10 protein-coding genes are annotated in these 14,047 nt (G+C 49.0%); 1 reads left to right on the forward strand and 9 read right to left on the reverse strand.

Annotation, left to right across the window (positions count from 1 at the left end; translation table 11 throughout):
* Positions 1-31: 31 nt before the first annotated feature.
* The 3 genes from MHB43_RS21690 to MHB43_RS21700 form a co-directional block, all read right to left on the reverse strand.
* Positions 32-904, reverse strand: coding sequence for a carbohydrate ABC transporter permease (locus MHB43_RS21690; protein ID WP_017687487.1), 873 nt, complete (start codon positions 902-904; stop codon positions 32-34).
* 3 nt (positions 905-907) lie between these two features.
* On the reverse strand, positions 908-2,182 hold the full coding sequence (locus MHB43_RS21695) for an extracellular solute-binding protein (RefSeq protein ID WP_339177769.1): 1,275 nt from the start codon (positions 2,180-2,182) through the stop codon (positions 908-910).
* Between the two features lie 214 nt (positions 2,183-2,396).
* A complete protein-coding gene (locus MHB43_RS21700) occupies positions 2,397-3,581 on the reverse strand; it encodes an LLM class flavin-dependent oxidoreductase (RefSeq protein WP_405132457.1) in 1,185 nt (394 codons plus the stop codon).
* A 685-nt stretch (positions 3,582-4,266) separates the two neighbouring features.
* On the opposite strand from MHB43_RS21700, the gene MHB43_RS21705 reads away from it, so the two are divergent.
* Positions 4,267-5,139, forward strand: coding sequence for an AraC family transcriptional regulator (locus tag MHB43_RS21705; protein WP_405117967.1), 873 nt, complete (start codon positions 4,267-4,269; stop codon positions 5,137-5,139).
* A gap of 260 nt (positions 5,140-5,399) precedes the next feature.
* Here MHB43_RS21705 and MHB43_RS21710 read toward each other — a convergent pair whose 3' ends face one another.
* From MHB43_RS21710 to MHB43_RS21735, 6 genes are all read right to left on the reverse strand, one after another.
* Positions 5,400-6,323: a hypothetical protein gene (locus MHB43_RS21710; RefSeq protein ID WP_405117968.1), complete on the reverse strand. Its 924-nt coding sequence runs from the start codon at positions 6,321-6,323 to the stop codon at positions 5,400-5,402.
* Between the two features lie 8 nt (positions 6,324-6,331).
* Positions 6,332-7,699: a nucleotide sugar dehydrogenase gene (locus MHB43_RS21715; protein WP_339177779.1), complete on the reverse strand. Its 1,368-nt coding sequence runs from the start codon at positions 7,697-7,699 to the stop codon at positions 6,332-6,334.
* Between the two features lie 154 nt (positions 7,700-7,853).
* Entirely contained in the window at positions 7,854-8,657 is an 804-nt protein-coding gene (locus MHB43_RS21720) for a response regulator transcription factor (RefSeq protein WP_036674925.1), read from the reverse strand.
* A 274-nt stretch (positions 8,658-8,931) separates the two neighbouring features.
* Positions 8,932-10,332, reverse strand: a complete 1,401-nt coding sequence (locus MHB43_RS21725; protein ID WP_174806433.1) for a glycosyltransferase — start codon at positions 10,330-10,332, stop codon at positions 8,932-8,934.
* Between the two features lie 22 nt (positions 10,333-10,354).
* Entirely contained in the window at positions 10,355-11,563 is a 1,209-nt protein-coding gene (locus tag MHB43_RS21730) for a HEAT repeat domain-containing protein (protein WP_036614555.1), read from the reverse strand.
* A 26-nt stretch (positions 11,564-11,589) separates the two neighbouring features.
* Positions 11,590-13,815, reverse strand: a complete 2,226-nt coding sequence (locus tag MHB43_RS21735) for a hypothetical protein (RefSeq protein ID WP_405117969.1) — start codon at positions 13,813-13,815, stop codon at positions 11,590-11,592.
* Positions 13,816-14,047: the final 232 nt, after the last annotated feature.

The following is a 14,047-nucleotide window of genomic DNA, read 5'->3' on the forward strand; positions in this document are numbered from 1 at the left end:
CGGTTGCAGGATGAATGCTCCAACATCAACCTCAATAACTTACCCGGTCGGCACGCAGTGCCTTGAACTGCAACAGCGTCAAGAGCGCGAGCAACACCAGGAAGATCATGGAACCGGCAGAAGCCAGACCAAATGAATAGCTGCCAAAGGCGGTATGATAGATATATGTTGTCAAAATTTCAGTTGCGTAGTTCGGGCCTCCGTCCGTCATTGTGAAAATGAGGTCAAATGCCTTGAACGACTGTATGGTCGTATAAGCCACAACTATCGTTGCCGAAGGTGCCAGCAGCGGCCAGGTCACGGTACGGAATACCTGCCATTTGCTACCGCCATCCATGCGAGCCGCTTCATACAGTTCTGCTGGAATGCCTTGCAGACCTGCGATGAATACAATCATCATCTGTCCGGCATGTGCCCATACCTGTACCGCAGCGATGGAATAGATGGCGATCTTGGGATCACCAATCCAGTTACGAGCGATGCTGCTCATCCCGGCCTCATTCAGTCCATAGTTGATCAATCCAATGGATGGATCATACATAAATGCCCAGATCAGTCCGACCGATACGGAGGACAGAATCGCAGGCAGGAAATACAATGCCCGAAGCACAATGCGTGTCTTGGTATTGCGTACCAGGAGCAGAGCCAGGACAAGTGAAATAAAGGTTTGTGCTATAACAACCGTTAACATGAACTCCACGTTATTGCCAAAGGCTTTGCGGAATACGATGCTGCTGAGACTGTCCTTGTAATTATCCAGCCCTACAAATGCATACGACGGGGATACCCCATCCCAGTCCGTAAAGGAATAGAACAGCCCCGTCAATGTAGGAAATACGAACAATCCAACGTACAGCAGCAACCCGGGGATCAGAAATAGGGATAGCTGAAGACGGTTTTTCATCGTTTATTTCCCGATATGCTGATCAATGATCGCTTGTGCCTGCTGTGTTGCTTCTTCTGGAGAAGTGCCGCTCAGTACAGACTGGATGGAGTTGGTTACTGCTTTTTGATTATCTCCGTTCAGGATGGTGAACCGTGGCTGGAACACGGTCTTTTTGGTTGCCCATTCTCCGGCTACCTGAAGCTCAGGCGTATCGTACTTCACATCATTCACCGTTACATTCTGTCCCGTTTGGTTGGCATAGTTACTCGCTACATCGGGATTGCTAAGGAATTCGAGGAACTTCTTCGCTTCTTCCGGATGTTTAGACTTGCTGTTCACGGCTAGCATGAATGTGGTCGTATGCACCCCTTCATACTTCGCTTGATCGGCACTTACTGTAATCGGTGCAAGCAGTTTTTGCTCCAGGTTCGGATTCTGCTGCTTGTTCTGAGCCAATTGATACGATCCACTTGCCAGCATCGCTGCTTTCTCTTGGATAAACAGTGCTCCAGCCGCAGGGTCCTTCGTACCCAGTGCATCTTGCTGGAAGTAACCTTTATCGTTCAGTTCCTTGATTTGAGTCAACGTTTTCACCCAAAACTCATCCGTCAGTTTGGCTTCGCCCGCTTCTACTTTGGTAAAAATGTCGTCACTCGGTGCATTGTTCATCACCATTGTATTCATGAATTGCCCTGGGCCAATGTCCGCTCCGGCAAAGGCAATCGGAATGATGCCATTGTCTTTCAGCTTCTGGCAAAGGGCCAGGAAACCTTCCCAATCGGTCGGCGGCGTCAAGCCGTATTGTTCAAACAGTTTTACACTATAAATTGGATCGTTATATACGAGTTGATACGGGATCGCATATTGCTTGCCATCGTGCTGTCCTGATTCAATCAGCTTTGAATTGTAGGCCGACAGAAACGATGATCCGGTCAGGTCCGTGAACAAGCCGGCTTTGGTGAAAGCTTCGAACTGTGCACCCGGGAAGGAGGCAAATACATCTCCTACCGAACCGTCACTGATTTTGGATTGTACGGTGGACTGATATTGATCGGAAGGCAGCGTCTGCATCTCCACTTTAATGTTCGGATTTGCTGTCTCAAAAGCGTCAATGGTTTTGTTCAGTGCTTCCACATCTTCTCCACGCCAGTGCATGAAGCTGATCGTAACTTTACCTGAACCCGAGGAGCCGTTCTCTCCAGATGACGCGTTATCTCCACCGCCGCAAGCTGACAGCAGGATGGACATCACCAGCATACTGACAAGCGGCAGGATCAATTTTTTATTTTTTTTCATGAAAGACGACCTCCTGAGGATGCTTGATATTTTAACTAAAGAATGTTTATACTGACCACTCCGATGACAGAATAACCTTCCGATCGCTGTTATCCCCAGATTTATTTGATTCCTTTTTATAAAAGGAAAAATCCGGGGATAAAGGCGAACGCTTCGCTTCTTCACGTTATTTCTGTCCTCTCCGTTTTCGTATAAAAAGATTAGTTAAACTTACTTAGTTAGTAGTAACTGAGTGTTGCTTCTGTCTTGTTTTCCATTTCTCGCGAATGATCGGCATCACGGTACGTCCGAAGATTTCGGCCTCTTCCAGATGCGGGTAACCGGACAGAATGAAAGTCGTAACGCCCAGATCTCCATATTCCATCAAACGCTCTGCCACCTGTTCGGCTGTACCTACAATGAGTATCGCACCGCCGGAACGCACAACGGACAAGCCTGTCCACAGGTTAGGACCTACGACAAACTGCTGCTTCTCGGACAGTTCACGTAACTCGTTCTGTCTGCGTTGGTTGGTTGCATCCGTCTCGGCAAAAGCGGCTTTGGCTTTCTCGATCGCTTCTGGTGGTACTTTGCTAATAATCTCCCAAGCTGCTGCCCATGCTTCTTCTTCGGTATCCCGAATGAGTACCTGAGCACGCATGCCGTAACGGAGCTGACGATCTTGTCCCGTTTCCTCTTTCACCTGCTGACGAATGACCTCAATCTCTTCGATCTGCTCCTGAATCCAGTCATGAGGCTCGCCCCACATGAGGAACGTATCCGCATGTTCAACAGCGACCTTTTTCGCAATCGGAGAACTTCCTCCCAGATAGAATGGTGGATGCGGATTTTGCACCGTCTCCGGCATGCCTACCGGTCCTTTGAAATTATAATACTGGCCGTTGAATTCAGGATTGGGATCGCTGGGTGCGTCTGCACCAGATTTTGAATCACTTCCTGCAAACTCCGTCAGATTCAGTCCCGTCGATTGGGTCCATGAACGCTTCATGACCTCCATGTACTCGCTCGCTCGTACATACCGTTCATCATGCGCATGTGCCAGTGGATCGCCGAGCTCCTCCAGATCTCGAACAGAACTGCCTGTCACCACATTGATCATGGCGCGACCACCAGAGAGCTGATCCAGTGCGGCTCCCATTCGTGCAGCGAGTACGGGGGTAACCAATCCCGGGCGAATGGCGACAAGGGGACGCAATGTCTTCGTGTGACTCATCACAGCCGAGCCAACCACCCACGCGTCCAGACAGGCTCCCCCTGTCGGAATCAGTACAAATTCGAATCCTGCCTTCTCCGCCGTCTGTGCCACATCGACCAGATACTCCAGACTCGGTTCCCGCTCCGGGGCAACCCCTACATACTTACCATCCCCTGCTGTAGGCAAAAACCATCCAAACTTCATCTCTTCCTGTTCGCTCACAAAAGTCAATCCCTTCTATGATAAATTGCTCTAAAAATGTTTCACTCAAGCACTTCGGTTACAGAAAACCTTTCGAGCACTCTTGTCCCCAGATTTCTTCTCATTCCCCTTTCACGGGGAAATCCGGTGACAAAGGCGCACGCTTCGCTTCTTCAGGTCCTTTCTGTACCCTCCGTTGTCGTGTCATTCTTTAAAATGATTTATTAGGCATATCCAAACTCAAATGCCGATTAATTAACTTGGTTTAATAGGTATGGACATCATAACAATTGATTTGTCTATGATCAATGTCATTTCGCGGCAATTTTATTTTGTCATTTTGTGGTCTTTTCTCAGATTTAGGTCTTCCTGATCTTGAATATATATAAAACCCACCTGTATAATAGGTTTAAATACATGTTCAAAAAGTCTGGTTTTTAGTACCGAGAAGATGGAATGAAGCTAGAAATGGAGTAGCGGAGCGTAGGAAAACTACGTGAGCAACCACAATGTTTCCAAAGGAAACATATTTCGTAAGCCTCCTGCTTATTTCGGCTGAATTTCAGCTTCGATGTTGATGATGCCACTAGGCATGATTCGTAATCAAAAGTGGACTTTTTGAACTACATCTATAAGTGAAACTTTTAGAATGTACAAACGATACTTATACAATAAAGAGGTGTTCCTGATGACCGAGAGCATGAAGGAGGACCACCATGAGTTTTTGGAACTTAATTTCTTCACTCCATCTGAATTCGAGAAAGCTGGTGGCGCCTGGCCGATCCGCATCGGCCGTAATATAGCCAAGACCAACTATCATATTGGCCCGCGTACCACACCTTATTATTATTTGCTGTTTGTGCTGGAGGGGGAAGGTACATTCATACAGAACGGACAGTGTCACGCCCTTCGTCCCAGGGATGCGTTCTGTCTGTTTCCACATGTTACCCATGAGTACTGGACGGACCCCGAGGATACGTTGCAGAAAATATTTATTGCCTTTGATGGTGCACATGCAGCCGAACTGCTTTCCCGAATTGGACTTACACCCGACTCACCATACCGTTCAGGTGTACTTACCCCGGAGACTGCAAGTGCCATGCGCTCATTCATGGAGGATGTTCGCAAACCGCAGGACGGAGCGAGTGATCTGGGACGACTCACCCGGTTTCTAACTCTATTCGACCGGATTGCCCGCTCCCCCGGAACCAAAGGATTGCAACCGGATTCAGCTACACCTTGGCTCCAGAAAGGCAAGGAATACATGGACATTCATTTTGCAGGCGGCATCTCCGTGGAAGGTGTGTCCGCTCATGCGGGTGTGGATCGAACCCATTTTGCCAAACAGTTCCGCAAAGCCTATGGTCTGTCCCCTGTGCAATATATCCAGCAATTGAAAATGACCCAAGCCAAACGTCTACTCGTGCAGACGCCGCTAAGCTTAACTGAAGTGGCTCATTCGGTAGGTTACCCGGACTTGTTCTCCTTCTCTAAAGCGTTCAAAAAGCAAGTTGGTCTGCCGCCCAATCGCTATCGCACAGCGGAGAGCACGAAAGAATGAGGGAGCGACTTTCCCTCCTCAGCCTATACTCCATGCCTCATGCACCACGCCTTGTGTGCTGTGTGTAAGATGTTCCCTCTACCAAAGTACAACGGACTCCTGAGTTTCATATCCTGCACATCATAGTGCTGCCAAACCCATTACGAAATCCACCACCAAAAAGGCAAGCCCCATCTACCCGGGACTTGCCTTCTTTCTATACTATAGTCTTGACTACACGTACTACCTGAAACTAGAAACTTTTTTACGTTGACCTAACGCTATTCCTTCTTTTCATCCTTGCGCGCAAGCGGAATACCGTTCTCCTTGGCATACCATGCTTCATAATGATGCACAGCCACACCTGCAAAAGAAGAATGAGAGGTACCGAGATCAAACACCTTTGCCATCTCTTCATTCATATTGCTAACCGGTTTACGGAAAAAGGTCAGGTGATCCCCCTCGTGTGTATCCGCGAGTTCCGCTCCGATCCAGACTTTCTTGCCGAGATCATCCGCTTCGTCCAGTTCTTCCTTGGACAGATCATACATCTGCTGCCCACTATCCCGGTAAGCCATAATGGCCACCGCATCAAAGTGGGAGATCATCCAGCGACTGAATGTACCCTCACCTTCAGCCGACTGACGGGCATCAAGCCAGAACGGAATGGCAGCGCTCATGTACAGTCCGGCATCCTCGCCGGCTTTTGTCCAGGCCTTCATGTTGTTCTGCCACTCTGCAATGACGCTGCTCTCCTCGTTCTCCCAGCGCTTTAACTGATACGGCTCCACATCCAGTTGAATACCTTGGAAGCGTTCATTCTTGGCCGAAGCTGCATTGTATGCTCGTACTCGCTCGATAAAAGCAAGTCCTTCATCCCGCTTCTCCTCGTAGGCCCAGTCTGCATGACCGTTAAGTCCATGCACTTCAATCTCAGCCTGTCGGGCAGCCGCAATGAATTTGCGGTATGTTGCGTCAGGCAACTCATCCTGGATTTGCAGGAAGATGGTATCCACGCCCTGTTCTTTGGAGAAAGCAATAATCTCAGGTGTCTGCTCTGCAATAATGGACGCGTCCCACAGCCAGGTCGCTTTGTGTTCCTCTGCCGAGAACCATTTGAACATCCAGGACAGAAGCAGCAGGCACAACACCACAGCCAGAATAGCCCATTTCGCCATACCCACCAGTTTGCCCCGTTGCCTCATATATTTCCTCAGACGAGCAACGCTTCACTTGGTTCAAGCACAGGATGCTGTACCGAGTGACCAATCTTGTAGATATGCGGATGTGTGTACGAACGGAACGCATTACGTGTATCCAGAATCGGCACACCCATCTCGGCAATATCAAAGTAAGGCAAATCGCTGTGGTTGGTGATCAGCACGATGCAATCGTACTTCTTGAACTGCTCCAGATTGAACGCTTCGCTGTGTACGGTCTCGCCATGTTTGTCCTGGAAGGAATCCGCATGTGGATCGTAGTAGCTAACGTTAGCTCCACTTTCCTTGAACAGTTCATATACTTCCAGTCCTGGTGATTCACGCAGGTCGGCAATATTTGGTTTATACGACATACCGAGGAGCAGAATATTGGATTTACGTACGGATTTAGCGTATTCGTTCAGAATCGTTGACGTTTTGTTTAGCACATAATATGGCATGTTGTCATTGGTGGATTGCGCCAGCTCAATGAATTTGCTATAGAAACGGAAGCCTTTGGCCTTCCATGACAGGTACATCGGATCAAGTGGAATGCAGTGTCCACCGATGCCTGGGCCTGGATAGAATGGCATGAAACCAAATGGTTTCGTCGCCGCCGCGTCAATAACTTCCCAGATATCGATGCCCATGCGGTCACACATCATCGCCATTTCATTTACAAAGGCAATGTTCACACTGCGGAATGTGTTCTCCAGCAGTTTGGACATCTCGGCCACTTTTGGTGAGGATACCGGTACTACGGTTTCTACATATTTTCCATATAGCGCTGTTCCGAGCTTCAAGCAAGCTTCAGTCGTGCCCCCGATTACTTTCGGCGTATTAAATGTTGTGAAACGTCCGTTCGACGGGTCCACACGCTCAGGCGAGAAGCAGAGGAAATAGTCTTTACCTGCTTCTTGTCCGATCTTGTCCAGCTGCTGCTGGATCAGTTCTTCGGTTGTACCTGGATAAGTGGTACTTTCCAGCGTAATCAGCATGCCTGGTTTCATATGCAGTTTGATCTGATCTACAACAGTCTCGATGTAAGACGTATCCGGGTCCTGATTCTCACTAAGCGGTGTTGGTACGCAGATACTGAGTGCGTCGATCACGCGTAGCATACTGTAATCTGTCGTTGGCTGGAAACGACCGCTTTGCATTACTTTTTTCAACTCATCGGACGAAATATCGTGAATATAGGAATCTCCTTGATAGATACTGTCTACTTTGGACGCATCCAGATCAATTCCGATTACCGTGAAACCTTGATTGACCATTTCCACGGCAAGTGGAAGTCCTACGTAACCGAGCCCGACGACGCCGAGTACAGCTTCTTTATTTTCAATCGCATTCAGTAATGTGTGGAATTGTTGATTCTCCATGATATTCCCTCCGGGCAGTGTATTTGGTGGTGCTTAAAATCCATATAAATAGATGAGTGTCTGTGCTCTAAATGTTGCTCTAATCTATCTGATTCATAGTGTAAAAAAAGCTCTTACTTTGCACTTCACACAATCAGCTTATTCAAGCCGTCTTCTAATGCAGGCAGCGTCTGATTCGGGCATCCAGCTCTACAGGCGAGAACGGTTTGGTCATGTAATCATCGACTCCGCTGCGGAAGCATTGACTAATCGTCTGCTCGACACGTTGCTCGGTCAACACGACAATTTTGGGCGGCTGCTCCATCTCCAGATTCTGAATATGATGGATGAACGGCAGACCATCGATGCCATACAGATTCAGTTCGGTGAGCACCAGATCTGGTGTGACTTTCTCGATCAACTCCAGTGCAGCCAGTCCATCAACGGCTTCATAGGTTTCGTATCCCTGCATCTTCAACCGCAATTGCAGGAATTCGCGTACCGTCGGATCGTTGTCCACAATCAAAATTCGTTCCGGCTCGTCCGCCGTATTGTCCAGCGTGTAGATATGAATCTCCGACGAATCTACGAGCTTCGAGGACTCAGCCATATGCTGAATAGTTGCCTTCGAAGGGCGCTCCCCTTCCGGGAAACTGGCCAGTGTAATCTGTGGATCGGCACCGGGTACAGTCTCTTGCAACTCATGTTTGATCCGAAGTCCTTCATAATGAACTTCATCCAGTGACAAACCTGGCAACAGGACGGCAATCGCTTGGGTAGCCCCATCCTTCCACACCTGGAAGGCAGACTCACTCGTTTGTTCCAGATGTGTCCTGACCTGCTGCTCAGGTTGAGAGTTTCCTGCACAATGGATGAACATTAAGCCGCATGTTTCGGCACCCGTTTCCTTCAATCCCTGTTCTACACTTCGGTACACATTAACGGCAGCCTCACGCTGCAATGTCGCCGTATTTGGCATGTTCTTTTCCACCCTTCTCCTCGATTATCTATAAGTCCAAAAAATATTATTTACACTGACACTCCGATGACAGAACAGCCTTTCGATCACTGTTATCCCCAGATTTTTTGATTCCTTTATACAAGGGGAAATCCGGGGATAAAGGTATGCTTTCGATGCAGCTTTCTTTCAGAAAGCTTTTAGGTGCACGCTTCGCTTCTTCAGACTTTTTCTGCCCTCTCCGTTATCGTGTAAATGTCTAGTTGGACATATAATTGCTTTGATTATTCTTTAATCAAGCGGCTTCGCTTGTTTTCTTCTCATCCTCGGACCAGCTTTGACGTGTCATGGTACCCCATGAGTTGTTGTTTTGCATGAACTGCACATGACCCTGCAATCTCCACAGTACGCCGAGCTGGTGGTAACCCACGAATTTCAGCGCGGAGTAGACGAGCATTTTGACCAGATCGGAGAGTTTGTTGTAACGTTTGAAAGCAATCTCCTCCAGGACAAGTGCGCCTACACTCAGCAGATAACCACTCACAAAGTTCAGCAGTCCGAACAGAACCAGAATCGGCCATTGCGTCATATCCAGAAGGACATATCCAGCGAGAGCCAGAAGTCCGGTAATCCGGAAATACGGGTTGAGCGCTTCAAAAAGGACGTTATATGGCATGGTCACCATACCCATAACCTTATATTTTGGATTGAACAACATGCCACGATTCTCGATCATGTTCTTCAGATTCCCGCGGCCCCAGCGCTTACGCTGACTGGACAAGATCCGGTAGGAATCCGGTGCCTGCGTCCAACATACGGCCTCAGGACAGAAGGCAATGCGGTACTTCAATTTGTTTTCCAGCATGTAACGGTGAAGTTTGATGATGATGTTCATGTCTTCCCCAGGATAACCATCCCGGTATCCACCCACGGCGATTACAGCGTCCTTACGGAACATGCCGAAGGCACCGGAGACAATGATTAGCCCGTTCATGTGACTCCAGCCAATCCGTCCGCCCAGGAAGGCTTTGAGATATTCAATCGACTGGAACATGGGCCAGATCTTGCGTGGCAGCGATACATCTTGCACTGCCCCGTTTTCAATTTTGCAGCCATTGGCGATCCTTACATCTCCACCGATGGCTACCGTCTCTTCCGGATTCTCCATATACATGCGTGCCATGCGGATCAGGGCATCCTTCTCCAGCAACGAATCGGCATCGATGGAAGAGATCAACGGATAATGGGACAGGTTGATCCCGGCATTGAGGGAATCGGCCTTACCGCCGTTTTCCTTATCAATGACATACAGATCCGGGAACTCCGGGTTATGGTAGATCCCACGAATTTTCTGACAGGCGATCTTGCCCCGAATCTTCGTATTGGGTACTGGCTTCAGACGATATTCTTCCAAAAGGATATTCAGTGTCGCATCACTGGAGCCATCATTCACAACAATGACTTCATACGTTGGATAATTCAGCGTCATCAGGCAGTTTACATTTTCAATAATCGTCAGTTCCTCGTTGTATGCCGGTACCAGCAGAGAAACCGAAGGTACCAGTTCCGAGCCTGACAATGTATTGTATTTGGAATAATGCGACCGCCGGAAGATCGTCCAGATGTTACGGAACGATAAGGCCAGAATGGAAAAATAGAGCGTATTTACAAAAACAACATAGTAGATTGCGACCATGCCGTAGATTAATAGTAGATCCCTAAGCAGTGTAATCCCCTCCTACCGTAGCGACACCTGTGCGCTTCTTGCTGGTTCTGTTCTCTCGTACAGGGCCAAAATAGCGATCGTACAGCAGTCTTTTTTTGTTATGTGCAATCATCTGCTCTACAGCTCTGTCATCGGTTCTCGTGTGCTGCATGGTACTCTCAATCTGCTGCATCGCAATCTCGCGCTCAGCAACTGTACCTTGCACCGCAGCCTGACACAGCGCTTCGAATCCCGGTTCACCGAGCTTGCTCAGACTCTCCGCACTGTTATATCGAACTCTCCAGTCTTCATCCCGAAGCGCTTTGCGCAGCAATGGAATGCTGCCAGATGCATGCTTGTAACCAAGCGCTTGTACCACTTCGGCGCGAACTTCCGGATCGGGGTCCTGGATCAGCTTCAGGATTGTCTCATCCCGGAGTGCCGGACTTGCGCTAAGATACAGCTTCACCGCCTCGGCACGTACATCCTGATGTTCTGCGCCTACCAGTCTGTCGAGTGCAGGCATCACTTCAGGTACAGCCTGTCCCCACATGGCAACCAGTCCGACTTTGACAAAATCAGGATTCCGGTCTTCCAGCAATTCAATTAGAATTCTGCTCGTATCCAGACTCGTTTCGAGCAGAATATCTGCTGCCAGATGGTGAATGGACTTACCTTTGGTTAACAGCAAAGCGAGCATGTCTTTCAGTTCACCTTGCCGAGTCGTACATCTGGAGATGGATCGACCAATCATAATGGCCATCGGGCCCGGTTTCTCATCCTTCAGCAATTCCATCAAACCCGGAACGGCTTCGGGACAACGCATGCCACCCAAGCGATAAGCCGCATCAATCTGACGACCATAACGCAGACGGCCCAGTTCCTTCAGATCATGCTCTACGAATCCTGCTTCACGACACAGTGCGATTAATTTGTCGCGATACTCACCCTTGAACTGGTCGATCCATTCAATCAGTCTGTCCTGAATGACTCTGCGTTCCAGCGGAGCCAGTTTGCCTGGTGGCAATCTGAGTGGACTATTCTCAGTCAAGGCTGTTTGCAGATAGGTGAAATAGTCACGCTGCTTCAATTCATAAAACGCCGTCTTACGTCGTTTGCCATTGTGGGACATTTTCATGGCAAACAATACGATGACGCCTACAACAACAAGTGCGATACAGATGTACAAAAACAGATAGGCCAAAGCCAAACTTGGAAACATGTGAAAAGGTCCTCCTTTATACTCATTTATTCGATCTGAAAACTAGGAATTTTTTCATAACTCTTCTTCATTTTTTCGTAGCTTAGCTTCAGGCGTTCACTATACTGCACCTGCTCCCAAGGCTGCCAGCTATATACCGGCAATGTCTTCAGATCCAGGGTCGTCTGTTCACCCCCAGGCCAAGATACTTTCTTCGTGGCGCGGTCCGTTAACCACGGAATGAGGGTAACGCCTTCCACAGCAACTGTGGAGAACTCACGTCCATTCTTGAGCGGTCCATAGTCAATCGCTTGCAGCGAACTCGGATCACCGAACCCAAGCAGCATCCAGGGAATTCGCATCTCCACTTGATTGCCGTTATACTGCCATGCCGTTAATGAATCCGTATCTGACTGACCGGGAGCTGTCGTTCCCCGTTTCAATGTTCCGACCTTTTCATTCATGAACGGTTGAGCAGATCGGGTATCCGGCGGTGTCATCCTCAGGCTAACTGCCAGATTCCATGGGTGGAACGGATCTGTGGAGTCTGACTGCTGATCTGGCAGCATGTCGTATCCATCCTTGCCATACAGACGCTGATTAAAGTCATAATCCTTGGCGATCTCCACCTGAGATTCTTCATCCTGCCCCAGTGTAATCACCGTCTCAAGACCATCACTGAGCGTCCGGCCCGGGAGTAACTTGTCAGGCTGACTGCCTCCAGCAAGTGTATCGGTCCCAATTCGCAGCACTGTCTTAGCCGAGTCAAACGGTTGATCCAAGGTCAGCCCAATATACAGATAGGCTTCATCATGGGTCATCTTCATTTCCTGAATGCCGTCCACTTGGCCCTGCCAGGTCGTGACCTCTTCATCCTTCAGATCATCCCAGTCATCCAGTGATCCGTCGATGGTCAACTGTTCCTGTTTACCCGGGTCCATGGCAAGCAGACCAAACATCTTCTCGTTTGTCAGCACGTTCAACCAATATGCACGGCGATCAGCCGGGATTTCCAGTGGCATCGTGTTCCATGTTTTTTTGAACCATTCATCCTGCCACATGAACACAATTGCTCCCGAGTATCCTTCATCATAGATATCCTGCGTCAGTGACGCGTCGATATCTCCCTGCTCTACTTCGTTATGTCCACCCTGATTCCGTCCTCCCATACCCAGATGGGAAATACCAAGAGAAGAGGGTACGCCATACTCCGTAATCATTACAGGCATATCGGAAAACTCGGCTTTCAGCTTGCGCAGATAACTTTTGTACGTGTTGTACTCACCGTTCTCATCCTTGATGGTTTGGAGCGTTTTATCGATATGGAACAGATCCGGGTAATACGGGTACACATGGTAGGCTACAAAATAACCTCCCTGCCACGCCTCCGGCTGAATATGTCGGGCATCCACACTGACGAGATCCTCTTCATACAGCGGCTCGCCGGGATGATCCAGCACATCGGTCGTTACCCAGTTGGTGAAGGTCATCGGATGTTCCCACCCATACTTCTTCTCCAGGACCGCCGTATGATCCAGCAGCTCTGCCAGCCAGTTCTCGAACGGTGACGCTTCTGGACTCGCCGAGAAATGAACTCCCTTGTACTGCGGCACGTCCGCATGTTGTGCGTTTGTGTTGTCTACCATTGCCGGGTCCCATTCAGTCCCCACATGCCAGGCCATCAGGTATTTTCCTGCATTCGTTTTGTATTTGCCGCTGGACTCTCCCTGCTTGGCAGGAATGTCCGCATCGCCATAGACAGCAGATACGGCCTTTTCAATCTCCTGCTTGAACGTCTGCTCAATATGGGCTGCATAGGCATCCTGTTTCTCAATCAGCTCTTCTTCAGGTGACCATATGCCCTGTATAAAATATAACGGTTGCTCCCGGCCGCGGTTATATTCGACTAATGCGGAGTAGAAAATCGGTTCGTGAACCGTGTATACCCGGATTACATTGGCTCCCAGATCCTCGATCTGCTGGAACCACCGCAAGTAATCCTCTTTGGTCAGCGGGAATTCTCCCGGGTAATGCCCCGGTGAAGTTGCGCCCAGGTTGACACCTTTGACGAACATCTCCCTCCACGTTCCATCTGGCCCGTATTCCATGAACCGGTCTCCATCGGTCTTGAATTTCATCTCCGTGCCGTTCTCCGCTGTGTACGTAACGAGCTTGGGTTGCATATAGTGCCATCCGGCAAATATCCCGCCAGTCACCACCACTGCTCCTGTCAACACCGTTAATAACCAGCGTCTTCGTCTTTGTCTGCTCATGTCTTTAGATTGCTCACCTCTCTATTATGCATCCTGCTTCAACACCGAATGGTCCAACATGAAGCATAGGAATCATTCCGCTTCGGATGTCCGCTTGGTAGAGATGTCAGCGGTGTAGTTCTCACTATAGCGCTAAGACTCTGCATTTGTAACTAGGCTGATGGAAGCAAACATGAAATGGAACATTCTGCCCATGATTCGTAAAAAGGTCCATCAACTACCACTCGGAAGC

The organism is Paenibacillus sp. FSL H8-0317, assembly GCF_045040685.1.
Lineage (GTDB): Bacteria > Bacillota > Bacilli > Paenibacillales > Paenibacillaceae > Paenibacillus.